The sequence below is a fragment of the Enterobacter cloacae complex sp. IR5428 genome (genome assembly GCF_049238585.1).
Lineage (GTDB): Bacteria > Pseudomonadota > Gammaproteobacteria > Enterobacterales > Enterobacteriaceae > Enterobacter > Enterobacter intestinihominis.
Genome location: NZ_JBMKHV010000008.1, coordinates 24,657 through 49,334, shown reverse-complemented (window position 1 = coordinate 49,334; position 24,678 = coordinate 24,657). Strand labels below are relative to the sequence as shown.

The 24,678-nt window shown below is 55.7% G+C and carries 19 protein-coding genes and 3 tRNA genes; 4 read left to right on the top strand and 18 right to left on the bottom strand.

What is annotated here, in order from left to right; genetic code table 11:
- Positions 1–53: 53 nt before the first annotated feature.
- The 13 genes from rnr to nnr all read right to left on the bottom strand — a co-directional run bounded on the left by rnr (position 54) and on the right by nnr (position 15,030).
- On the bottom strand, positions 54–2,495 hold the full coding sequence (gene rnr / locus ACOTXC_RS13755) for a ribonuclease R (RefSeq protein ID WP_023299135.1): 2,442 nt from the start codon (positions 2,493–2,495) through the stop codon (positions 54–56).
- 38 nt (positions 2,496–2,533) lie between these two features.
- Positions 2,534–2,959, bottom strand: a complete 426-nt coding sequence (gene nsrR, locus ACOTXC_RS13750; protein ID WP_003855998.1) for a nitric oxide-sensing transcriptional repressor NsrR — start codon at positions 2,957–2,959, stop codon at positions 2,534–2,536.
- 192 nt (positions 2,960–3,151) lie between these two features.
- Positions 3,152–4,450 (bottom strand): adenylosuccinate synthase, encoded by a 1,299-nt coding sequence (locus ACOTXC_RS13745; protein ID WP_032621775.1) that lies wholly within the window; start codon positions 4,448–4,450, stop codon positions 3,152–3,154.
- Positions 4,451–4,554: 104 nt separating this feature from the next.
- Positions 4,555–4,752, bottom strand: coding sequence for a DUF2065 domain-containing protein (locus tag ACOTXC_RS13740; RefSeq protein WP_003855996.1), 198 nt, complete (start codon positions 4,750–4,752; stop codon positions 4,555–4,557).
- Between the two features lie 71 nt (positions 4,753–4,823).
- Positions 4,824–5,828 (bottom strand): protease modulator HflC, encoded by a 1,005-nt coding sequence (gene hflC / locus ACOTXC_RS13735; RefSeq protein WP_022646821.1) that lies wholly within the window; start codon positions 5,826–5,828, stop codon positions 4,824–4,826.
- Between the two features lie 2 nt (positions 5,829–5,830).
- Complete coding sequence (gene hflK / locus ACOTXC_RS13730) at positions 5,831–7,090, bottom strand: FtsH protease activity modulator HflK (RefSeq protein ID WP_022646820.1); 1,260 nt, start codon at positions 7,088–7,090, stop codon at positions 5,831–5,833.
- Positions 7,091–7,146: 56 nt separating this feature from the next.
- On the bottom strand, positions 7,147–8,427 hold the full coding sequence (hflX, locus tag ACOTXC_RS13725; protein ID WP_421767759.1) for a ribosome rescue GTPase HflX: 1,281 nt from the start codon (positions 8,425–8,427) through the stop codon (positions 7,147–7,149).
- A 74-nt stretch (positions 8,428–8,501) separates the two neighbouring features.
- Positions 8,502–8,813, bottom strand: a complete 312-nt coding sequence (gene hfq, locus ACOTXC_RS13720; RefSeq protein WP_006810391.1) for an RNA chaperone Hfq — start codon at positions 8,811–8,813, stop codon at positions 8,502–8,504.
- Positions 8,814–8,898: 85 nt separating this feature from the next.
- Positions 8,899–9,849, bottom strand: coding sequence for a tRNA (adenosine(37)-N6)-dimethylallyltransferase MiaA (gene miaA / locus ACOTXC_RS13715; RefSeq protein WP_023299133.1), 951 nt, complete (start codon positions 9,847–9,849; stop codon positions 8,899–8,901).
- A complete protein-coding gene (gene mutL, locus ACOTXC_RS13710; RefSeq protein WP_063150714.1) occupies positions 9,842–11,686 on the bottom strand; it encodes a DNA mismatch repair endonuclease MutL in 1,845 nt (614 codons plus the stop codon). The genes miaA and mutL overlap by 8 nt, the downstream gene beginning before the upstream one ends.
- Positions 11,687–11,695: 9 nt before the next feature.
- Positions 11,696–13,036: an N-acetylmuramoyl-L-alanine amidase AmiB gene (gene amiB / locus ACOTXC_RS13705; RefSeq protein WP_022646817.1), complete on the bottom strand. Its 1,341-nt coding sequence runs from the start codon at positions 13,034–13,036 to the stop codon at positions 11,696–11,698.
- Between the two features lie 16 nt (positions 13,037–13,052).
- On the bottom strand, positions 13,053–13,514 hold the full coding sequence (gene tsaE, locus ACOTXC_RS13700) for a tRNA (adenosine(37)-N6)-threonylcarbamoyltransferase complex ATPase subunit type 1 TsaE (protein WP_003855970.1): 462 nt from the start codon (positions 13,512–13,514) through the stop codon (positions 13,053–13,055).
- Positions 13,507–15,030 (bottom strand): bifunctional ADP-dependent NAD(P)H-hydrate dehydratase/NAD(P)H-hydrate epimerase, encoded by a 1,524-nt coding sequence (nnr, locus tag ACOTXC_RS13695; protein WP_421767758.1) that lies wholly within the window; start codon positions 15,028–15,030, stop codon positions 13,507–13,509. Before nnr ends, tsaE begins: the two co-directional genes overlap by 8 nt.
- On the opposite strand from nnr, the gene queG reads away from it, so the two are divergent.
- The gene (gene queG, locus ACOTXC_RS13690) at positions 15,029–16,168 is read left to right on the top strand and encodes a tRNA epoxyqueuosine(34) reductase QueG (RefSeq protein ID WP_015572463.1); all 1,140 of its coding nucleotides are present in this window, start codon (positions 15,029–15,031) and stop codon (positions 16,166–16,168) included. The two genes, nnr and queG, sit on opposite strands and share 2 nt — an antisense overlap.
- Positions 16,169–16,438: 270 nt before the next feature.
- Here queG and ACOTXC_RS13685 read toward each other — a convergent pair.
- The 4 genes from ACOTXC_RS13685 to orn form a co-directional block, all read right to left on the bottom strand.
- Positions 16,439–16,514 (bottom strand) — tRNA-Gly (locus ACOTXC_RS13685).
- A gap of 45 nt (positions 16,515–16,559) precedes the next feature.
- Positions 16,560–16,635 (bottom strand) — tRNA-Gly (locus tag ACOTXC_RS13680).
- A gap of 45 nt (positions 16,636–16,680) precedes the next feature.
- Positions 16,681–16,756: transfer RNA gene (locus ACOTXC_RS13675), tRNA-Gly, on the bottom strand.
- Positions 16,757–16,952: 196 nt separating this feature from the next.
- Positions 16,953–17,498, bottom strand: a complete 546-nt coding sequence (gene orn / locus ACOTXC_RS13670) for an oligoribonuclease (RefSeq protein WP_421767757.1) — start codon at positions 17,496–17,498, stop codon at positions 16,953–16,955.
- Positions 17,499–17,605: 107 nt separating this feature from the next.
- On the opposite strand from orn, the gene rsgA reads away from it, so the two are divergent.
- The 3 genes from rsgA (at position 17,606) to mscM (ending at position 23,067) form a co-directional block, all read left to right on the top strand.
- Positions 17,606–18,658 (top strand): small ribosomal subunit biogenesis GTPase RsgA, encoded by a 1,053-nt coding sequence (rsgA, locus tag ACOTXC_RS13665; RefSeq protein ID WP_072202591.1) that lies wholly within the window; start codon positions 17,606–17,608, stop codon positions 18,656–18,658.
- A 97-nt stretch (positions 18,659–18,755) separates the two neighbouring features.
- Positions 18,756–19,724 carry an archaetidylserine decarboxylase gene (gene asd / locus ACOTXC_RS13660; RefSeq protein WP_421767756.1) on the top strand — a complete coding sequence of 323 codons (969 nt, stop codon included), beginning with the start codon at positions 18,756–18,758 and terminating at the stop codon, positions 19,722–19,724.
- Positions 19,725–19,743: 19 nt separating this feature from the next.
- A complete protein-coding gene (mscM, locus tag ACOTXC_RS13655; RefSeq protein ID WP_022646812.1) occupies positions 19,744–23,067 on the top strand; it encodes a miniconductance mechanosensitive channel MscM in 3,324 nt (1,107 codons plus the stop codon).
- 40 nt (positions 23,068–23,107) lie between these two features.
- On the opposite strand, the gene yjeM is transcribed toward mscM, so the two are convergent.
- Positions 23,108–24,607: a glutamate/gamma-aminobutyrate family transporter YjeM gene (yjeM, locus tag ACOTXC_RS13650; protein ID WP_063853112.1), complete on the bottom strand. Its 1,500-nt coding sequence runs from the start codon at positions 24,605–24,607 to the stop codon at positions 23,108–23,110.
- Positions 24,608–24,678: the final 71 nt, after the last annotated feature.

Here is a 24,678-nt window from a genome sequence, read left to right as displayed (position 1 = left end):
GTAATAAATATTGTCCCTCTCCCCGTTGGGGAGAGGGTCAGGGTGAGGGGAAATTACTCCGCCTGCTGTTTCTTCGCCGCGCGCTTCGCTTTGGTTGCGGCCGCTATTTTTTGGGTCTTGGTCGACGGTTTTTTCGCTTTACGAGCGTCTTTTTTCGCCGCCTTGGGCTTCTGCTGCTTCTCGCCACGGAAGGCGCTGTCTGGCTCAAAGTTTACTCTTTTACCTGCCTGACGTCGCTTGCCGCCCGCTTTACCGTTGCCACCTTTTTTCGCTTTCTCACGCTCGGTTTTCCCGACGTTACGCGGAGCCCGTTCGCTGGAGATGAGGCTGAAGTCGATTTTACGGTCGTCCATATTCACGGCTTCTACCTTCACTTCCACCCGATCGCCCAGACGGTAGGTCTGACCGCCGGATTCACCGATCAGACGTTGTCCGACCTGGTCGAAGCGGTAGTAATCGTTATCAAGGCTGGAAACGTGCACCAGACCGTCGATAAACAGCTCATCCAGACGTACGAAGAAGCCAAAGCCGGTGACGCTGGCAATCACACCTTTAAAGACGTTACCCACCTGATCCAGCATAAAGTCACACTTCAGCCAGTCCGCCACGTCGCGCGTTGCTTCATCCGCACGACGCTCGGTCATGGAACAGTGCTGGCCCAGTTGCAGCATCTCTTCCATGGAGTAGTGATACCCTCCGGTTTCGGTCGTATTGCCTTTGTGACCTTGCTCGTGCGCCAGCAGATACTTGATCGCACGGTGCAGGGACAGATCCGGATAACGGCGAATCGGCGAGGTAAAGTGCGCATACGACTGTAACGCCAGACCAAAGTGGCCTCGGTTTTCCGGATCGTAAATCGCCTGCTTCATGGAACGCAGCAGCATGGTTTGCAGCATTTCCGCGTCAGGACGATCGCTGATGGATTCCAGCAGCTCGGCATAATCGCGTGGCTCAGGCTTATTGCCGCCAGGCAGTTCCAGGCCGAGTTCGGCCAGCACGGAACGGAACGAGGTTACGGCTTCCGTGGTTGGCTTATCGTGAATACGGAACAGAGCAGGCTCTTTGGCTTTCTCAACGAAACGTGCCGCCGAGATGTTCGCCAGGATCATACACTCTTCAATCAGCTTGTGCGCATCGTTACGCTGAGTCTGCTCGATTCGCTCGATACGACGCTCAGCGTTAAAGATGAATTTCGCCTCTTCACTCTCAAACGAGATCCCACCGCGCTCTTCGCGCGCCTGATCCAGCGTTTTGTAGAGGTTGTGCAGCTCTTCGATGTGTTTGACCAGCGGCGCGTACTGTTCGCGAAGATCCTGATCGCCCTGCAACATATGCCAGACCTTGGTATAGGTCAGGCGCGCATGAGAACTCATCACCGCTTCGTAGAACTTATAGCCCGTCAGACGTCCCTTGCTGGAGATGGTCATTTCGCAGACCATACACAGGCGGTCCACCTGCGGGTTGAGGGAACACAGGCCGTTCGAGAGCACTTCTGGCAGCATCGGTACAACCTGCGACGGGAAGTAGACCGACGTACCGCGGCTGCGCGCTTCGTTATCCAGCGGCGTGTGTGGACGTACGTAATAACTCACATCCGCGATAGCCACCCACAGACGCCAGCCACCACCGCGTTTTTTCTCACAGTACACGGCATCATCGAAGTCACGGGCGTCTTCACCATCAATGGTGACCAGCGGCAGATCGCGCAGATCCACGCGGCCTGCTTTGGACTCTTCCGGCACTTCTTCACGCAGGTTTTCGATCTGGTCTTCAACCGCTTTCGGCCAGACGTAAGGAATTTCATGGGTGCGCAGCGCCATATCAACGGCCATGCCGGTGCCCATGTTATCGCCCAGCACTTCGACGATTTTACCTACCGCTTTGGTACGGCGGGTCGGGCGCTGGGTAAGTTCAACCACTACCACAAAGCCCATGCGTGCGCCCATCACCTCTTCAGGCGGGATGAGAATGTCGAAGCTCAGACGGCTGTCGTCCGGCACCACAAAGCCTACGCCCGCATCGGTAAAGTAACGGCCTACAATCTGGCTGGTTTTCGGCACCAGCACGCGGACCACGCGCGCTTCGCGGCGGCCTTTACGATCTGCACCCAGCGGCTGCGCCAGGATCTGGTCGCCGTGAATACACATCTTCATCTGTTCGGATGAGAGGTACAGGTCGTCTTTACGGCCTTCCACGCGCAGGAAGCCGAAGCCATCGCGATGACCAATAACGGTGCCTTTCAGCAGATCGAGGCGTTCTGGCAGCGCGTAGCACTGGCGACGAGTAAAGACCAGCTGGCCGTCGCGCTCCATGGCGCGCAGGCGGCGGCGAAGGGCTTCAATTTGCTCTTCACCCTCAATGTTTAATTCAACGGCAAGTTCTTCACGATTGGCGGGTTTTTCGCGTTTTGTTAAGTGTTCAATGATGAACTCGCGGCTGGGGATAGGATTCGCGTATTTTTCGGCTTCGCGTTCCTGGAAAGGATCTTGTGACATGTCGGTTCCTCCGTTGTCAGCTCCGGTGGAAATTTTCTTCATTCCACCAGCAATAATTTATAAAGCGGTTGATTCTCTTCAACCAAATCGGCCAGCGTGTAGTTATCCAGTTCCTTGAGAAAACTTTGCACGGCCTTTGAAAGCGCCTGTTTCAGGCGGCAAGCGGGCGTAATGTGGCAAAACGCACTGCTACAGTTCACCAGAGATAGCGGCTCCAGTTCACGTACCACATCGCCGATACGGATACTCTGTGCCGGTTTACCGAGACGGATCCCTCCATTCTTCCCGCGGACGGCAGCAACGTATCCGGCACGACTAAGTTGATTGATTATTTTGACCATATGATTACGGGACACACCGTACACCTCTGTGACTTCAGAGATGCTGGTCATCTTCCCATCGGGTAACGACGCCATGTAAATCAGCGCGCGTAAGCCGTAATCGGTGAAACTTGTTAACTGCACATCAACCTCAGGAAAAAGGGAAAACGCGGTCAAACCGCAGAGATATTCATTAATGATGATAAACCAGCCAGATAGTTAGCGGCTAATTTATTTGACAGACGGGGCGAAAAAGCGGAGATCCAGGAGCGGTCGCCGGATGGCGCTGCGCTTATCCGGCCTACGGGTTTCCCCGCAGGCCAGCAGTCACGAAGATTATGCGTCGAACGGGTCGCGCAGGATCATCGTTTCAGTACGATCCGGGCCGGTAGAAATAATATCGATCGGCACTTCGGTCAGTTCTTCAATACGCTTAATGTAGTCCAGCGCAGCTTTTGGCAGGCCACTACGTTCTTTCACACCGAAGGTGGTCTCAGACCAGCCCGGCATGGTTTCGTAGATTGGCTCAATGCCTTCCCAGTCGTCAGCGGCCAGCGGAGTGGTAGTCACTTCGCGACCATCTGGCAGACGGTAGCCCACGCAGATTTTCACTTCTTTCAGGCCGTCCAGTACGTCCAGCTTGGTCAGGCAGAAGCCAGACAGGGAGTTGATCTGCACAGCACGACGCACGGCAACGGCGTCCAGCCAGCCGGTACGACGACGACGACCGGTGGTTGCGCCAAACTCGTTACCCTGCTTGCAGAGGAACTCGCCGGTTTCATCAAACAGCTCGGTCGGGAATGGACCTGCACCCACGCGAGTGGAGTACGCTTTGATGATGCCCAGAACGTAATCCACATAACGTGGGCCCAGGCCGGAGCCGGTTGCCACGCCACCCGCGGTGGTGTTAGAGGACGTTACATACGGATAGGTACCGTGGTCGATGTCCAGCAGGGTACCCTGCGCACCTTCAAACATGACGAAATCGCCACGCTTGCGCGCCTGGTCCAGCAGATCGGACACATCAACAACCATGCCGGTCAGAATGTCAGCAATCGCCATGACGTCATCCAGCACTTTCTGGTAGTCAACGGCTTCGGCTTTATAGAAATTCACCAGCTGGAAGTTGTGATATTCCATCACTTCTTTCAGTTTTTCAGCGAAGGTCGCTTTGTCGAAGAGGTCGCCCACGCGCAGACCGCGACGAGCCACTTTATCTTCGTATGCCGGGCCGATGCCACGACCGGTAGTGCCGATCGCTTTCGCGCCACGCGCTTTTTCACGCGCCACGTCCAGCGCCACATGATAGTCCAGGATCAGCGGGCAGGCTTCGGAGAGCAGCAGACGCTCACGAACAGGGATACCACGGTCTTCCAGACCTTTCATCTCTTTCATCAGCGCAGCTGGAGACAGCACAACGCCGTTACCGATGATGCTGGTGACGTTTTCGCGAAGAATGCCTGATGGAATAAGATGGAGGACGGTTTTTTCACCGTTGATTACGAGAGTATGGCCTGCGTTGTGACCGCCCTGGTAGCGTACAACATATTTAGCCCGTTCAGTCAGAAGATCGACAATCTTCCCTTTACCTTCGTCACCCCATTGGGTGCCCAGTACGACGACGTTGTTACCCATTTTTTTCAAAATCACCGTTTGCTTAAAAATGGATTCTACCATCGCTTTTTCAGATATACAGCACTTTTTGACCCTAAAATATGCCGATTGCGGTTAGTTTTTGATCAGCCAATCGTTTTCCTCAACATGTAGTAGATAACGATACCGGCAACCACAAGTCCACCACCAAAACGACGCAAAATATTGTCCGGAAGTTGGCTCATTGTCGCGATCATCCGTCGCCATGCGCGTGGATAGAGCATCGGGCCGAGGCCTTCCAGCACCAAAACTAAAGCCAGTGCGAGCCAGATCGTTGAATTCATTTTTCATCCTTATAAAAGAAAACCACCGCTCCGTGAAGAGCGGTGGTTTGAATACTCAAACGAGCCTGAGTTTATCGCGTTGCGTTAGTCGGCGTCTTCATATAACGGAAGAAATCGCTGTCCGGGCTGAGTACCATCACATCCTGGTTGCTCTGGAAGCTATTCTCGTAAGCACGCAGGCTACGGATAAAGGCGTAGAAGTCGGGATCCTGGCTGAAGGCATCGGCAAACAGCTTCGCGGCTTCGGCATCGCCTTCACCACGCAGGATACGGCCCTGACGCTCAGATTCCGCCAGCGTCTTGGTCACTTCGTAGTCCGCTGCGGCACGCAGTTTCTCGGCCTCTTCCTGACCCTGTGAACGGTGACGACGGGCTACCGCTTCACGCTCGGCGCGCATACGGTTGTAGATCGCCTCGGACACCTCCGCTGGCAGGTTGATCTGCTTGATACGCACGTCAACCACTTCGATACCCAGTGCAGCCATACTGTTCGGGTTGATCACCGGTACTTTACCGTTGGTTTCAGCCTGAACGCGTTCAGCCGCTTTGGCAATCGCGTCATCCGCTGCCGGTGTTTCCACTTCGTCTTCGGTACCCGCTGTACCTGAGTTCAACGCATCACGCACTTCCAGGGTCAGACGACCACGGGAGTCGGTCACGATGTCTTTTACATCCAGACGACCAATTTCAGAACGCAGACGGTCAGAGAACTTACGTTTCAGCAGCACTTCTGCCTGAGAAACATCACCACCGCCGGTTGCCAGGAAGTAGCGGCTGAAGTCGCTGATACGCCATTTGATGTAGGAATCAACGATCAGGTCTTTCTTCTCTTTAGTCACGAAACGGTCGGCCTGGTTATCCATGGTCTGGATACGTGCGTCGAGCGTTTTGACTGACTGAATGAAAGGCACCTTGAAGTGCAGACCCGGCTCGTAGATCACCGGACGCTTGTCGCCGTCACGCACGACGCTGCTAAACTGGAACTTGATCCCACGTTCGCCCTCTTTCACCACAAAGATGGAGGTGTAGAGCACGACCAGTGCGATGATGATGATCGCAATAACTGACTTACGCATCCTTATTCCCCCTGACGCTGGTAGTCGTTACGCTGCGCGTTAGCACGGCGTTGGTCCATAATGTCACCATCGTTCGAAGAAGGCGTTGTGTTCGCGCTGGAGCTGCCAGACGAGGCTGGCGGCAGACGCAGCAGGTTGTTGGCTCCGCTGTTGTCTTTTGCTGCCGGTGCAGAACCGCCTTTAAGCATCTGATCCAGCGGCAGGACCATCAGGTTTCCGCCTTTGTTGTCGTTAACCAGCACTTTACGCGTATGGCTCAGCACTTTTTCCATGGTCTCGATATAGAGACGCTCACGGGTAATTTCCGGCGCGGCTTTATATTCCGGCAGGATCTTCGCGAAGCGAGCCACTTCACCCTGTGCTTCCAGGATGGTCTGGGTCTTATACGCGCGCGCTTCTTCCAGAATACGCTGCGCCTGACCGTTTGCACGCGGCTGAACTTCGTTGGTATACGCTTCCGCTTCACGGATGTACTGCTGTTCGTTTTCACGCGCGGCAATCGCATCGTCAAACGCCGCTTTCACCTCTTCCGGCGGACGTGCAGCCTGGAAGTTGACGTCCAGCAGGGTGATACCCATGTTGTACGGACGGATGGTCTCTTCCAGCTCGCGCTGGGTATCGCTACGAATAACGGTACGACCTTCGGTCAGGATACGGTCCATGGTGTATTTACCGATCACGCCACGCAGGGCGCTGTCGGTCGCCTGACGCAGGCTGTCATCCGCGCTGGTCACGCTAAACAGATAACGCTCAGGATCGGTCACGCGGTACTGGACGTTCATCTCAACGCGCACCACGTTTTCGTCAGAGGTCAACATCACGCCAGACGCCGCCAGTTCACGGACGGACTCCACGTTCACTGCGGTCACGTTATCAATGAAGGTCGGTTTCCAGTTCAGGCCCGGCTCAACCAGATGGCTGAACTTACCGAAACGGGTTACCACGCCGCGCTCTGCTTCTTTAATGGTGTAGAACCCGCTGGCTGCCCAGATGATGACTACCGCCGCGGCCACAATACTTACTACGCGGCCACCCATAGGCGGGCGCGGACTCTGAGTGGAGTTGCCACCCGAGCCAGAACCTTTTCCTCCGCCAAGGCCACCAAGCTTTTTGCTCAGTTTGCGGAAGATATCATCCAGATCCGGCGGCCCCTGCTCGCGACCACCTTTGTTGCCATTTCCCCCAGAGTTGCCGCCTTGATTATTGCTGCTTCCCCACGGGTCGCGGTCTTGTCCGTTATTACCGGGCTGATTCCACGCCATGTATATGCTCCATATTTGTTATGCAAGGGCGAATTTTTCAGGCTTCCCCTTTCTGATCAGACGATATAGTCCGCCAGCGCAGGTTCTTGTTTACAGAGGCGACGCCAGTCAACGATCGGCATACGCACCTGCATCCCCACGCTGCCGTCATCCTCCATCCACTCTTTTTCTATCGCCTGAAGCTGATAAAACCGGCTACGCAGCCTGCCTTCCTGTGGCGGCAGTCGCAGCGTGTGCTGAGCTACCTCACCGGAAAGACGTTCTGTCAAAGCCTGGAAAAGCAGTGGCACACCAATCCCGGCCTGAGCAGATAGCCAGACCCGAATTGGTTTGTTCTCTTCATCTCGGTCAATACGCGGTTCGAAATCGTCCAGCATATCGATCTTGTTCATCACCAACAAAGTGGGAATTTCGTGGGCGTCAATCTCTTCGAGCACCACATTCACCGCGTCGATGTTCTCCTGCACGCGTACGTCAGCCGCATCAATCACGTGCAGCAGCAGGGTCGCCTGACGCGTCTCCTGCAACGTCGCTTTAAACGCCGCCACCAGATCGTGCGGCAGATGGCGGATAAACCCTACGGTATCCGCCAGTACCGTTTCACCGACGTCTGCGACGTCAATACGGCGCAGCGTAGGGTCCAGGGTCGCAAACAGCTGGTCTGCGGCATACACCTGGGCCTCGGTTATATGGTTAAACAGGGTGGATTTACCGGCGTTGGTATAGCCCACCAGCGACACCGTTGGGATGTCGGCTTTGGTTCGCGCCCGACGCCCCTGTTCGCGCTGTTTCTCAACACGCTCCAGACGAGAAAGGATCTGGGTTATACGGCCACGCAGCAAACGACGGTCGGTTTCGAGCTGGGTTTCACCCGGGCCACGTAAACCAATCCCGCCTTTTTGTCTTTCAAGGTGTGTCCAGCCACGCACCAGACGCGTCGCCAGATGGCGCAACTGCGCCAGCTCAACCTGCAACTTACCCTCGTGGGTACGCGCACGCTGAGCAAAAATATCTAAGATCAACCCCGTGCGATCGATAACACGACATTCGCAGAGAGCTTCCAGGTTACGTTCCTGAGCCGGAGACAGCGCATGATCAAACAGCACGACTGATGCGCCGGTTGCTTTTACGGCATCCGCAATTTCAACTGCTTTACCTTCACCAACAAAGTACTTCGGGTGCGGCGCTTTACGGCTACCGGTAATCACCTGCATTGCTTCGACACCGGCGGAAGAGACCAGAGATTCAAACTCCTGGAGGTCTTCCATATCTTTGTCTTGCGAAAAATAGATGTGTACCAGCACCGCCTGCTCACCGGCGTCATAACGGTCAAACAAGCGTAAACCTCTCTAAAAAGATCAGCGGGGAACGCAGGATCCCTGGCTCCCCGTGTGGAAAACAGCCCAAAACCTTATTCGGTTTCTTCGCTGTCCTGCGCAGGAGCAGATGAACCCTGCGCGTTGCTGCCATGATGGTAGTTACTGCCAGTGCCGCCGCCAGCGTTATTGCTGTGATGAGATACCGGACGGGACGGAACAACAGTAGAAATCGCGTGCTTATAGACCATCTGGCTGACCGTGTTTTTCAACAGGATCACGAACTGATCGAAAGACTCAATCTGACCTTGCAGCTTAATACCATTCACCAAATAAATAGAAACTGGAACACGCTCCCGACGCAATGCGTTCAGGAACGGATCTTGTAAAGATTGCCCCTTAGCCATTCTATCTTTTCCTTATATGCTTGTTTTGTACTTAGAACCTTGCGATTCTGAAAAATTGCGCACGATACGGCTTAATTGTACACATTCAGTCAGCGATATCACCAATAACCTCAATCACTTCGTTTAACGCCTGTTGTGGTTTTTCACTGTCTAACCAGTGAACACCCTCCCAACCGCGCAACCAGGTGATCTGGCGCTTCGCTAACTGTCTCGTGGCGCAAACACCTCGATAAACCATTTCATCGTATGAAATCTCGCCTTCAAGATACGACCACATCTGGCGGTATCCCACACAACGAATGGAAGGCATGTCCGTATGCAAATCTCCACGGGCAAAAAGCGCCCGCACTTCTGCTTCAAAATCTGAAGCCAACATCTGATGAAAACGCTGCTCAATTCGTTGATGGAGCAGTTCACGGCTCGCCGGGGCGATGGCGAACTGATGCACCTGATACGGCAGAGCGTCTCCTGACGTTTGCGTCAGTTCCGTTAAAGTTTTACCCGAAATGAAAAAAACTTCCAGTGCCCGGGAAAGCCTTTGCGGATCGTTTGGGTGGATCCGCGCTGCGGCAACCGGGTCAATCTCTTCCAGTTGCCTGTGCAAAACGTCCCACCCCTGCTCTGCCGCCTGCCGCTCAATCTTCGCTCTCACTTCCGGATCGGCCGATGGCAGAGGCGATAACCCCTCCAGCAGCGCCTTAAAGTAGAGCATCGTGCCGCCAACTAACAGCGGTATGCGTCCCGCGGCGGTAATCTCGGCCATCTCGGCTAAGGCGTCGCGGCGAAAATCTGCTGCGGAGTAAGCCTGTGCCGGGTCGAGAATATCCAGTAAACGGTGCGGTGCCGCACGCAGTTCGTCTGCGTTGGGCTTCGCCGTGCCGATGTCCATTCCTCGGTAAATGAGGGCTGAATCAACGCTAATCAACTCTACTGGCAAAACTTTACGTAACTCAATGGCTAACGCCGTTTTACCGGAGGCCGTTGGCCCCATTAAAAAAATCGCCTTTGGCAGGCTCGCCTTACTTACATCAGTCATGTTTCAGGGCGGTCATCGCCGTTTTTAAATCAACAGGTTGTAACAAACCACCTGGCGGCGCTTTCACCAGCTGTGGACAGAGGCGTTCCACCTCTGCCAGAACGGTAATCGCCTGCGCCATACTCCACGGCGAATGTTCGCTGGCCAGATGGCGGGCGATCCACTGCGCGGTATCGGCGGCATCAAACGTCGTTTGCTGCGCCAGGTAGCCTATCAGTTCAGGAATCAAGTTTTGTAAATTTTGTTGGCGTAAGGGTAAAGGCACTGCGCGAATTGTCACATGCTGCGCGTCCAGTACGATTTCAATCCCCATTTCGGCAAGAAGCGCCTGGGCACGCTGCAAAACCCCTGTTTCTTCATGGTTTATTTTTAACCGGACCGGGATCAGTAACGGCTGAGCGCAGGCGGCGTTTTCCCCTGGCGTCAGTTGCGCCTGTTTAAGCCAGCGTTCCGCTACCGGCAACGCCAGCAGCATCAATTTCCCCTCGCGTTCAAGCAGTGCCATGTCCGGGGCGACAATCGTCAATACCCGGCCAAAACTCTGGCTATGTCCGTCAAGGGAAGACGGCGATACCTCAATATGTTCTTTCCGTTCCACGGCTGGGGTGTCCAGCAATTTACGGTATAACGCACCTTGCTGCTTTTGATACCCCGGCTGGGCATTCGGGTAGTTGGCGCCCGTCGGGCGCGGTGCGCTTCCCGCTGACGAAAAACGCGGAGCCACTGGTTCGCGCGCGGCTGCGGGTTCAGCGAAATGGTTACGTCCGGCCGCCACGCGATTTTCTGGCAGCGATCGCGGTGCAGGAACGTCGTTTTCCAGCGGCAGCGTTGGCTCAGCCTGCTTCTGCAAAACGCTAACGACGCCCTGATAGATAAAATCATGCACCAGACGCGACTGGTGGAAACGCACCTCGTGCTTGGCGGGGTGCACGTTAACGTCAACCTGATGCGGGTCGATCTCCAGATAAAGCACAAAGGCGGGCTGTTGATCGGTGCCGAGCTTATCTTCACAGGCCTGGCGAATGGCGTGGTTAATCAGACGGTCGCGCATCATTCGACCGTTGACGTAGCAGTACTGAATCTCAGCAAACGCGGCGCTACTGGCGTTCGGATCGGCAACCCAGCCGCGCAGGGCCAAATCGCCATGCTGCCACTCAATGGCCAGCGCTTTTTCCAGGAACGGCGTGCCGCAGATGGCGCCCAGCCGACGCTCCTTTTGCCCGCCTTCCGCCACTGCCCGGTACTGACGCATCACCTTACCGTTATGACTGAGGTTAAGAGTGACATCAAAGCGTGCCAGCGCGATGCGGCGGATGATCTCGTCGATATGTCCGAATTCGGTCTTCTCGGTTCGCATAAACTTGCGCCGGGCGGGCGTGTTATAGAAAAGATCCAGCACTTCAAGCGTGGTGCCTACCGGGTGCGCCGCTGGTTTAACCGTGACGTCCATATCGCGCCCTTCGGCGTAGGCCTGCCAGGCTTCCTGCTGGTCGGCCGTGCGGGAGGTCAACGTTAAGCGGGAAACGGAGCTGATACTGGCCAGCGCTTCGCCGCGAAAACCCAGGCTGATAATCGCTTCCAGATCGTCAAGTGACGCAATTTTACTGGTGGCATGACGCGCCAGCGCCAGCGCCAGCTCGTCCTTTTTGATGCCACAGCCGTTATCACGAATGCGGATAAGCTTTGCGCCCCCGCGTTCAATATCGATATCAATGCGGGTCGCCCCTGCATCGAGGCTGTTTTCCACCAGCTCTTTCACCACCGATGCAGGGCGTTCCACCACCTCACCGGCGGCGATTTGGTTCGCGAGCTGCGGCGGTAGAACCTGAATCGGCATGAACTCTCCTTAATTAGTCGCGGTCATCTCACCCGGCAGCGCGGCGCTTGCCGTCTGGGCTGCCCCGCCCTGCGGCGCAGACTGAAGCGGATGCGCGTCAAAGTATTTACGCAGACCGTTATAAATCGCTTCAGCAATTTGCTGCTGATAGCTGTCGCTTCCCAGTAAACGCTCTTCACCGTGATTACTGATAAAACCCGTCTCTACCAGAATCGACGGAATATCCGGCGAACGCAGGACACCGAGGCTCGCATGTTCCGGACGACGCTTATGCAGCGATCCGACGCTTTGCAGCTGGTTGAGTACGTTAGTGGCGACATCATACCCGACGCGCTGAGAATGACCGAACTGTAAATCCAGCACCGCCTGGCTGAGATACGGATCGGCCTGGCTGTTTGCCAGCACATCGCCTGCCCCGCCTAACAGTTCAGACTGCTTCTCGTGCTCTTCAAGCCAGTTCGCCATTTCACTGTTGGCACGACGGTTCGACAGCACCCATACCGACGCGCCGGTGGCGTTACGGTTCGGCGCAGCATCCGCGTGAATCGACACCAGGAAGTTGGCGTTTTGCTTACGCGCCACATCCGAGCGTCCCATCACTGAAATAAAGTAATCTCCGTCGCGGGTCATGACCCCTTTGAACATCGGATCGTCATTCAGAAGCGCACGCAGCTTACGGGCAATGGCGATAGTGACGTTTTTCTCCCTCGTGCCGCCCGGGCCAATCGCGCCAGGATCTTGCCCGCCGTGTCCGGCGTCGATGGCGATAATCACTTTGTCGCCACTGACCGGCGTTCGCCGCGCGCTGACCGCCGGACGCGTCACCGTGTTGCTGCTGGTCACGGCGGTAAGTCGGTCATTTTGTGATTTAAACGGATTACGGGCTGGCTCAGACGGCCTTGGGGTATAAACCGGCGCTTCTACGCGTTTTGCTACCACAGGTGCAGGCGGTGGCGGCGGCGGAACATCAGCATTAATGGTAAAAACCACCGTATAACTGGCGCCGTTTTGCTGCTTAACCGCCTTCGTTTTGCCCTTTTCGGTGAGATCGACCACCAGACGCAGAGACTGCGCATCCTTCGGCGTCCCCGAACGGATGCTTTTCACCAGATTGTTGCCGCTGAACTGGAGCGGCAGCCCCTGGATCACCCCGGACTGTTTAATATCGAGCGCCACGCTGCGGCTGTCGATTTGTGAGAAAGCATATTCAGGATCGCCCATAAAGCTGAAGGTAATGCGGGCCTGGCTATCGCCATTCGACACCTGAATATCCGAGAGGCTGGCCGCACCGGCCTGCGCGCACAGCAGAACCGTGGCTGCCAAAATCCAACCTTTAACGCGATTAATCATCCCGTTATCCCTACGCTCAACCGGCTAAACGCGCCAGTAAGGAACAGCCTGATGAGGAAACCGCACTGATGCGCGCCTCACGCCCTTGTGCCTGATAATCCAAGTGAATTTCGACATCCGGGTCAGGCAGCACACCCGCACCTTGTTGCGGCCACTCCACCAGGCAAATGGCGTCGTTGGCAAAGTAATCGCGGATCCCCATAAATTCCAGCTCCTCAGGATCCGCAAGACGATATAAATCAAAGTGGTACACCATGATATTTTCAAGCGTGTACGGTTCTACTAGCGTATAAGTCGGGCTTTTTACGTTCCCGTTATGGCCTAACGCCTGCAAAAAACCACGGCTGAAGGTTGTTTTACCCGCGCCTAAATCACCATACAGATAAATGACGGTCGCCCCCTGACAGGCCTGCGCCACGCGCTTGCCGAGATCTAAAGTGGCTTGTTCATCAGGTAAAGGAATCGCTCGATTAGTCATTTTCTACGTCAATCACATCCGGGTTAACAACACGCCGCAGCGTGCAAAAAAGATCGGTGGCCAGCATACCGCGCGTTCCGTAACGAGCAGCCAGCCTGTCAGCCGCCGCACCGTGGGCCACGCAGCCAGCACAGGCTGCATCATAAAGGGGAAGTTTCTGTCCGAGCAATGCGCCAATGATGCCAGAGAGCACATCACCCATGCCGCCGCTCGCCATGCCTGCATTACCGGCATCAACGATGCCCATCGCATCATCGCTGGCAATAACGGTCCCCGCCCCTTTCAAAACGACAACACCTCCGTAACGTTTTACCAGACGTTGGGCTGAAAGTAAGCGATCGCTTTCAATTTCTGCCACGCTACAGTTAAGCAGCCGTGCGGCTTCGCCGGGGTGTGGCGTCAGAATGCGATTGTGACGCTTATCCGGGTTTATTGCCAGAAGGTTAAGCGCGTCGGCATCCCAGAGCATCGGCTTACGAAAATTCTCGGCCTTTTGCAGGGCCTGTTTACCCCACTCCTGCTGACCCAGGCCCGGACCAATGACTACCACGTCCGCCCACTCAAGACCCTCTTCAATCGCCTGTGGGGCAAGCTCGTGGACCATCAGCTCCGGCCGCGCGGTAATAATCGGCGGAATGTTTTCGCTGCGGGTCAGCACGCGTACTAATCCGGCACCGCTGCGCAACGCGGCCTCTCCTGTCATGCGAATCGCACCTGCCGTGCCATGATCGCCACCGATAATCAGCAGCCGGCCATGATCACCCTTATGGGATGTGGGGCGGCGCGGAGGCAGCCACTGAGCAAGCAGGGAGGCATCAAAGCGGGTGATGTGGGTATCCTGTCCAGCCAGCCAGTTTTCCAGCCCCAGTGCGTTGTGATGTAACGTCCCCACGACATCCCGCGCTTTTCCGGTAAGCAAACCCGGCTTCAGGGCGATAAAGGTCACGGTGTGCGCAGCCTCAATCGACACGCCCGGCGTCGCGCCGGTTTGCGCCATCAGGCCGGAGGGAATATCCAGCGCCACCACCGGGGCGGGGTGCGCATTAGCGTGGGTAATCAGCGCGGCGACGTCATCGCGAGGCGCGCGCATCAGCCCCGTCCCCAGCAGACCATCAACAATCACGTCGACATCCTCGGGCCAGACGATATCAGGCGCATGAATAATGCCCCCCGCATTCAGCCAGGCCTCTCTCGCCATGCCAGCCTCTTCCGGTAGCGGCTTGTCGCTCTCCAGCGCCAGCAGGGTAACGCGCAGCCCCGCCGCCACCGCAAGACGAGCCACCACATAGCCATCGCCACCGTTATTGCCGTGCCCGCACAGAATCAGGTAGTGCGAGGCATCCGGATAAGCCGTGCGCACCACGTTAAACGCCGCCTCGCCCGCGCGCTGCATCAGTTCATAAAGGGTAACGCCCAGGCTATCTGCGGCCTCTTTTTCGGCCCGACGGAGGTCATCCGCATGCCAGATGGAATGTGGTATACTTGCGGGGTTTTTCTTCACAGTATGGTCCGTCATGTCACAGCCCCTCGATCTCAATGAATTAGCGCAAAAAATAAAACAGTGGGGTGCTGAACTGGGCTTCCAGAAGGTCGGTATTACCGATACCGACCTCTCTGCCAGCGAGCCTAAGCTACAGGCATGGCTGGATAAACAATACCACGGCGAGATGGAGTGGATGGCGCGCCACGGTATGATGCGTGCCCGCCCCCACGAGCTGTTGCCGGGTACGCTGCGCGTCATTAGCGTACGCATGAACTATCTGCCCGCTAACGCGGCCTTTGCGCGCACGCTAAAAAATCCTTCGCTGGGTTACGTCAGCCGATACGCGCTGGGACGTGATTACCATAAACTTCTGCGCAACCGTCTAAAAAAGCTCGGGGAAACCATTCAGCAGCACTGTGTTTCGCTGAATTTTAGACCCTTTGTCGATTCTGCGCCTATTCTTGAGCGCCCGATCGCCGAAAAAGCCGGGCTTGGCTGGACAGGTAAGCACTCACTTATCTTAAGCCGCGACGCGGGCTCATTCTTTTTCCTGGGTGAATTGTTGATTGATTTACCCCTGCCGGTAGACGGTCCGGTGGAAGAAGGGTGTGGCCGCTGCGTGGCCTGTATGACCATCTGCCCAACGGGCGCTATCGTTGAACCCTATACCGTTGATGCGCGCCGCTGTATCTCTTATCTCACCATCGAGCTGGAAGGTGCTATTCCAGAGGAATTTCGTCCGCTTATTGGCAACCGCATCTACGGCTGTGATGACTGCCAACTGATTTGTCCGTGGAACCGTTATTCACAGTTGACGGACGAAGAAGACTTCAGTCCCCGCAAGGCGTTACATGCCCCGCAGCTGATCGAACTGTTCGCCTGGAGCGAAGCCTGGTTCCTGAAGGTGACGGAAGGTTCCGCCATACGTCGTATCGGCCACCTGCGCTGGCTGCGTAATGTGGCCGTTGCGCTGGGTAATGCCCCATGGGATGAAGCCAATCTTCAGGCGCTCGAAAGCCGCAGAGGTGAGCACCCACTTCTTGATGAGCACATAGAATGGGCGATTGCGCAGCAAATTGAGAAGCGAAATGCCGGCGTGGTTGAAGTGCAGTTACCGAAGAAACAGCGCCTGGTCAGGGTGATTGAAAAAGGGCTGCCACGGGATGTGTGATATATTCACAGGCTGTGAATAAAAATAAGAATTCAGGCGCCATAAGGTCTAGCAAACAGGTCAAGTGATCTCAATAACATTTTGAAATCAAATTTTCTTCATAGATTACAGTTAATTACGAAGATATTATTCACCCTGCTAACATTTTGTACAACTGGGATTTATCACAGTTTCTGTGGATAACTCTGTTTACAAGAGTGTTTCAGATACAATAGAAAACGTCCCCAACGAAGCATTTCGCTGTGGATAATTTAGGAAAGAAGAAGAATTTGGAGCGGGAAACGAGACTCGAACTCGCGACCCCGACCTTGGCAAGGTCGTGCTCTACCAACTGAGCTATTCCCGCTTGGGTATTCTGGTGCTGTGCGTATCTTGCGATACTTTCAAATTTTGGAGCGGGAAACGAGACTCGAACTCGCGACCCCGACCTTGGCAAGGTCGTGCTCTACCAACTGAGCTATTCCCGCTTGGGTGTTCTGGTGCTGGCGTATCTTGCGATACTTTTCAAATTTTGGAGCGGGAAACGAGACTCGAACTCGCGACCCCGACCTTGGCAAGGTCGTGCTCTACCAACTGAGCTATTCCCGCAAATCTGTACTGCTTTTGTTGCTGTCGTAACGTGTAATTCTCTGTCGTTACGGGAGGCGCATTATACGAGAAATCCGTTTAGCTGCAACCCCCCTCAAAGCGATTTTTTTGAAATTCAGTTCAATTGCTTATTTAATCGGCAAGCTGAACAATTTAGCGACAAAACCCCGGCCACGCAAGGCGCCGGATCGCAAAATTAAAGCTTAATAAAGTTTTCGCGATAGTACGCCAGCTCCGCAACAGACTCACGGATGTCGTCCATTGCCTGGTGCGTCCCCTGCTTTGTGAAGCCGTTGAGAATTTCCGGTTTCCAGCGGCGAGCCAGCTCTTTTAAGGTGCTCACATCCAGATAGCGGTAGTGGAAGTAGGACTCCAGCTCCGGCATGTACTTAAACAGGAAACGACGATCCTGCCCAATGCTGTTGCCACAAATAGGCGATTTTCCTGCCGGCACCCACTGCTTCAGAAACTCAAGCGTCGCCAGCTCCGCTTCGCGGTCGCCCAGAGTGCTGGCCTTCACGCGTTCCACCAGCCCGCTGCCAGTATGGGTACGCACGTTCCACTCATCCATCAGCGCAAGCTGGTCATCGGACTGGTGTACGGCAATCGTTGGGCCTTCCGCCAGAATATTGAGGTTGGCATCGGTGACCAGTGTGGCGATCTCAATAATGCGATCGCGCTCGGGATCCAGGCCGGTCATCTCCAGATCGATCCAAATCAGGTTGTTTTCGTCCGCGCTCATGTTATTTTCCACCCTTCTCGCTTAACCGGCAGTAGCAGGTTAACTAGTATTAATTAGAGTGTATCATAGAGGTTTTGCCCGCTATGGGCGACCAGGAGCCAGCGCGATTGAGTAAAAATAAACTCTCCAAAGGGCAGCAGCGCCGCGTGAATGCAAATCACCAGCGCCGTCTTAAAACCACTACGGAGAAGCCCGATTACGACGACAACCTGTTTGGCGAAGCGACGGAAGGCGTGGTGATTAGCCGCTTCGGTATGCATGCCGATGTCGAGTCTGCCGACGGGGACATCCACCGTTGCAATATCCGTCGCACCATCCGTTCCCTGGTGACCGGTGACCGCGTGGTCTGGCGTCCAGGCAAAGCGGCTGCGGAAGGGGTAACGGTTAAAGGTATCGTTGAAGCCGTGCATGAACGCACGTCGGTTCTGACCCGTCCTGATTTCTACGACGGCGTAAAGCCCATTGCCGCCAATATCAACCAGATCGTGATCGTTTCGGCGATTTTACCCGAACTTTCGCTCAACATTATTGACCGTTACCTGGTGGCCTGCGAAACGCTACAGGTTGAGCCGCTCATCGTGCTGAATAAAATCGATCTGCTGGATGACGAGGCCATGGCCTTTGTGAATGAGCAGATGGATATCTATCGCAATATTGGTTATCGCGTTTTGATGGTTTCCAGCCGCACCAAAGATGGCCTGAAGCCGTTAGAAGATGCGCTGACCGACCGCATCAGTATCTTTGCAGGGCAGTCTGGCGTGGGTAAATCGAGCCTGCTTAACAACCTGCTCGGCCTTCAGCAAGAAATCCTGACCAACGATGTGTCGGACGTCTCCGGGCTGGGCCAGCACACCACCACCGCCTCACGTCTCTATCACTTCCCGCACGGCGGCGATGTGATTGACTCCCCGGGTGTGCGTGAATTTGGTCTCTGGCATCTCGAGCCGGAACAAATCTTTAACGGATTTGTCGAATTCCATGACTATATAGGCGCTTGCAAATACCGCGACTGTAAACATGACAACGATCCGGGCTGCGCCATCCGCGAAGCGGTGGAGAACGGTGAAATAGCGGAAACCCGTTTCGAAAATTACCATCGTATTCTCGAAAGCATGGACCAGGTAAAAACGCGTAAAAACTTTTCTGATTCTGATAACTGACAACTAAGCTAAGCGTCGCTAAAATCGTCCCCTTTTTTCAGGTTCCGGCAGCGTACTGCCGGATCAGGAACGACAAAACAATGGCCTGGAGGCTACCTTGTTAAACTCATTTAAACTTTCGCTTCAATACATTCTGCCTAAACTGTGGCTCACTCGCCTGGCGGGCTGGGGCGCGAGCAAACGAGCGGGCTGGCTGACCAAACTGGTCATCGACCTGTTCGTGAAATACTACAAGGTCGACATGAAAGAAGCGCAGAAACCGGATACGGCAAGCTACCGCACCTTCAACGAATTTTTTGTGCGTCCGCTGCGCGACGAAGTGCGCCCGCTGAATACCGACCCGAACGTGCTGGTGATGCCTGCTGACGGCGTGATCAGCCAGCTGGGTAAAATTGAAGACGACAAAATTTTGCAGGCGAAAGGCCATAACTACAGCCTGGAAGCGCTGCTGGCCGGTAACTACATAATGGCGGATCTGTTCCGCAACGGGACTTTCGTGACCACCTATCTCTCCCCGCGCGACTACCACCGCGTTCATATGCCGTGTAACGGCATCCTGCGCGAGATGATCTACGTGCCGGGGGATCTGTTCTCTGTAAACCACCTGACGGCGCAAAACGTCCCTAACCTGTTTGCCCGTAACGAGCGCGTCATCTGCCTGTTTGATACTGAATTTGGCCCAATGGCGCAGATTCTGGTAGGTGCTACCATTGTGGGCAGCATCGAAACCGTCTGGGCAGGCACCATTACGCCGCCACGCGAAGGCGTGATCAAGCGCTGGACCTGGCCTGCCGGAGAAGAAGAAGGTTCTGTGGCCCTGCTGAAAGGTCAGGAGATGGGCCGCTTCAAGCTGGGCTCAACGGTAATCAACCTGTTCGCACCGGGCAAAGTTAACCTTGTCGACGAGCTGGAAAGCCTGTCCGTGACCAAACTCGGCCAGCCTCTGGCAGTATCGACGGAGGTCTTTGCAACGCCAGACGTTGCGCCAGCCCCGTTGCCGGAAGAAGAGATCAAAGCCGAGCACGATGCCAGCCCGCTGGTTGACGACAAAAAAGACGAAGGTTAACAACAGAAGGATCGCTGACGTGCGCCCGATTATCGTATTACTGATGGCCTGGTGCCTCAGCATGGGGGCGTACGCAGCGACGGCCCCCGACGCCAAACAGATAACCCAGGAGCTGGAGCAGGCAAAAGCGGCGAAACCCGCTCAGCCGGAGGCCGTTGAGTCGCTCCAGTCTGCACTGAACGCACTTGAGGAACGAAAGGGTTCTCTTGAGCGCGCCCAGCAATATCAGCAGGTTATCGACAACTTCCCCAAACTCTCTCAGACCCTGCGCTCGCAGTTAAACAGCCTGCGTGATGAACCACGCCAGGTACCCGCAGGGATGACGTCCGAGGCGCTGAATCAGGAGATCCTGCAAGTCAGCAGCCAGCTGCTGGAAAAAAGCCGTCTGGCACAGCAGGAGCAGGAACGGGCGCGTGAAATTGCCGACTCTCTCAGTCAGCTTCCACAGCAGCAAACCGATGCCCGCCGTCAGTTAAATGAGGTGGAACGCCGCATTGGGACGCAGACCGGCAACACCCCGCAGAATCAGGCCCAAAATCTTGGGCTACAGGCGGAATCCGCCAGACTAAAAGCGCTGGTTGATGAACTGGAGCTGGCACAGCTTTCTGCTAACAACCGCCAGGAGCTGTCGCGGATGCGTTCGGAACTGGCGCAGAAGCAGAGCGAACAGCTGGATGCGTATCTCCAGGCGCTGAGAAATCAACTCAACAGCCAGCGTCAGCGTGAAGCTGAACGTGCGCTGGAAAGCACCGAGTTGTTGGCCGAAAACAGCGCTAACCTGCCCGACAGCATCGTCGCCCAGTTTAAGGTTAACCGCGAGCTTTCTGCCGCGCTGAATCAGCAGGCGCAGCGCATGGATTTGGTGGCCTCGCAGCAGCGTCAGGCCACTAATCAAACCCTCCAGGTTCGTCAGGCTCTCAACACGCTGCGTGAACAGTCCCAGTGGCTTGGCTCGTCTAACCTGTTGGGCGAAGCGTTACGCGCGCAGGTGGCTCGTCTGCCAGAGATGCCAAAACCGCAGCAGCTTGATACGGAGATGGCGCAGCTGCGCGTTCAGCGTCTTCATTATGAAGACCTTCTTAATAAGCAGCCGCAAATCCGCCAGATCCGTCAGGCTGACGGACAGCCGCTCACCGGCGAGCAAAGCCGTATTCTGGAAGCGCAGCTGCGCACCCAACGCGAACTGCTCAATTCCCTGTTGCAGGGGGGCGATACGCTGATCCTCGAACTCACCAAGCTGAAAGTCTCAAACAGCCAGCTGGAGGACGCGCTGAAAGAGGTCAACGAAGCCACGCACCGTTACCTGTTCTGGACCTCCGACGTGCGGCCGATGACCTTCGCCTGGCCGATCGAGATCGTGCAGGATCTGCGCCGCCTCATTTCGCTGGACACCTTCAGCCAGCTGGGTCTCGCCAGCGTGATGATGCTCACCAGTAAGGAGACCATCTTCCCGCTGCTGGGGGCACTGATTCTGGTGGGTTTCAGTATTTATTCCCGTCGCCACTTCACCCGTTTCCTTGAGCGCTCCAGCGCCCGGGTGGGGAAAGTGACACAGGATCACTTCTGGCTGACGCTGCGTACAGTGTTCTGGTCAATTCTGGTCGCGTCCCCGCTGCCGGTGCTGTGGATGACGCTCGGATACGGCCTGCGTGAAGCCTGGCCCTATCCGCTTGCCGTCGCAATTGGCGATGGCGTGACCGCCACCGTTCCGCTGCTGTGGGTGGTGATGATTTGCGCCACGTTTGCGCGGCCAAATGGTCTGTTCATCGCTCACTTTGGCTGGCCGCGTAATCGCGTGGCGCGGGCGATGCGCTATTACCTGATGAGCATCGGGCTGATTGTGCCGCTGATTATGGCGCTGATCATGTTCGATAATCTCAATGACCGGGAGTTCTCCGGCTCGCTGGGACGTCTGTGCTTTATGCTGATCTGCGGGGCATTAGCGGTAGTGACGCTCAGCCTGAAGCGCGCCGGGATCCCGCTCTATCTCGACAAGTCCGGCAGTGGCGATAACATGTTTAACCGTCTGCTGTGGAACCTGCTGCTTAGCGCGCCGCTGGCGGCGATGCTGGCGGCGGCTGTCGGTTATCTCGCCACATCGCAGGCGCTGCTCGCACGGCTGGAAACGTCAGTAGCTATCTGGTTCCTGCTGCTGGTGGTCTACCATGTTATTCGCCGCGGCATGCTGATCCAGCGTCGTCGTCTGGCGTTTGACCGTGCCAAACATCGTCGCGCAGAAATACTGGCCCAGCGCGCGCGGGGTGAGGAAGAGCCGAACCACGTCAACAGCACCGAAGGGACTTCAGACGCCGATGACGTCGAACTGGATCTCGATGCGATCAGTACCCAGTCCCTGCGGCTGGTACGCTCAATTCTGATGCTGGTTGCCCTGCTGTCGGTGATCTTCCTGTGGTCGGAAATCCACTCCGCGTTTGGCTTCCTGGAGAACATCTCTTTGTGGGATGTGACGTCGACGGTGCAGGGGGTCGAAAGCCTGGAGCCCATCACCTTAGGGGCCGTGCTGATTGCGATTCTGGTACTCATTATCACCACGCAGCTGATCCGTAACTTCCCTGCCCTGCTGGAGCTGGCGCTGTTGCAGCATCTGGATTTAACCCCCGGCACAGGCTATGCGATCACCACCATTACCAAGTATTTAATCATGCTGTTTGGTGGGCTGGTTGGCTTCTCGATGATTGGTATCGAATGGTCAAAACTGCAATGGCTGGTTGCCGCCCTGACCGTAGGCCTGGGCTTTGGTTTACAGGAGATCTTTGCCAACTTCGTCTCGGGTCTGATCATTCTGTTTGAAAAGCCGATTCGAATTGGCGATACGGTGACCATCCGCGATCTGACCGGCAGCGTCACCAGGATCAACACCCGCGCCACCACCATCAGCGACTGGGACCGTAAAGAGATCATCGTTCCGAACAAAGCGTTTATCACCGAGCAGTTTATTAACTGGTCGCTGTCTGACTCCGTCACGCGTGTGGTGCTGACCGTACCCGCTCCGTCGGATGCCAACAGCGAAGAGGTGACGCAGATCCTGTATACGGCTGCTGAACGCTGTTCGCTGGTAATCGACAACCCGCCGCCGGAAGTCTTCCTGGTTGATTTGCAGCAGGGGATCCAGATTTTCGAGCTGCGTATCTACGCCGCCGAGATGGGACACCGTATGCCGCTGCGCCATGAGATCCACCAGCTGATCCTGGCTGGCTTCCGCGAGCACGGAATTGATATGCCGTTCCCACCTTTCCAGATGCGTCTGGAAACGCTGGACGGACGTAAGACAGGAAGAACGTTGACGTCTGCGGCGCGTTCGCGCCCGGCGGGAAGTTTATAATCCATTTCCCCCTCCCTTCCGGGAGGGGTTTTTTCATCCGCTATGCCACTCCTGCCACGCAGGTCATCATGCGGCGGCGGTAGTTCTCATAAATCCCCATTGCCAGCAGCGAGAAGAAGATCGGTCCGCCAACCATCCACAGCGTGCTGCTCCAGTCATTTGCCTCAACCACGGGCTGAATGACGGTAAAGATGTTGGCGAACGCGACGACCAGCACCACAACAGTGGTCGCCAGCAGCGTCGCCACGCGGGTTTTGAAGATCACAAACGGTCGCTCCAGATCCCGCTTCGCCTTAAAGAACGGGAACGCCAGCGCCAGGAATAGGTACGGAAGCGTCATCGATACGTTTGCCATCAGGGTCAGCTTGTTATAGAACGCCGACGCGGTATCGCCGCCAAAGGACACCAGCAGAATGAACACGCACACCAGCAGGCACTGCATCCACATCGCGTTGGCAGGCATACCGGCAGCATTCAGCTGCGTCATACGTGCGGGCCACAGCGCCTTTGGCGTCCCCTGAATAATCGCTTTCAGCGGCGAGTAGATCAGCGTGAAGAACGCGCCAGTATAGGCGAGGAACATCGACAAACCGGTAATCCGCGCAAACCAGATCCCCAGGGTGGCCGACGTTTCCGGCGCGAGATCCATGGCGTTGCCCAGCGTCACCCCCAGGCTTTTCATCAACACGTAGGTAATGTTGCCGAGGTTGGTGGTGTTATTGCTCAGTACCTGCTGCCAGTTGGTGCTGACGCCCCAGAGGAAAATCGCCAGCGAGTAGCCAATGGAAATGACGATGGCGGCAAAGATAATGCCTTTGGCGAAGTTCTTTTCCGGGTTTTCGGTTTTATCGACCAGCCCGCCCACGGCTTCAATTCCACCGTAAGCAAAGATGGCAAACACCACGAAGGAGAGCATGGCCAGCCCGGACTGGTAACCCGGATTAGGCGATGAAACGAAGTTGACTTCCTGTGCGAAATGCCCGCCGTTCAGGCACAGAATAGCGATGCTGACCAGCAGCAGCACCAGGTTCAGGCACATCACGGAAATTCCGCCAACGGCAGTGATACGGGCAATTTTGTTGATGCCTTTCGAGGCCACCCGCGTGACAACCACCATCCAGCACACCGCCAGAATACCGACCACCTGTGTGGAACTCAGCCCCGCCAGAGACCAGACCTGCGTTTTATCCGCACCGAAGAGAAACGTTGAGAACGGCACCCAGACCTTGGCCGCCGTGCTGACCATCCAGACGACATAGGATGAAAACCACATGAACGTACCGATAAACGCATAACGCGGACCGACGCTGTTGTTCATCCACGAATAGATGCCGCCTTCTTCTTTCCTGTACGCCGACCCCATCTCCGCCATCATTAGCGCAAACGGAATAAAGAAGAACAGCGCGGAAACGATATAAAACGGCGTCGCGCTGTAGCCCATCAGATAAAACGCGGACGGGCTATTGGCAAAGCCAAAAACTGACGTAAAAATCATCAGGATGAGCCCGGTAAGGGTCATTTTTTTGAGTGAGTGAGACATATAACCATCCGAAACGGAATTAAACTGCGCGGATGGTAGCAGATGACCAGACAAATATTGTGGCTATCCGA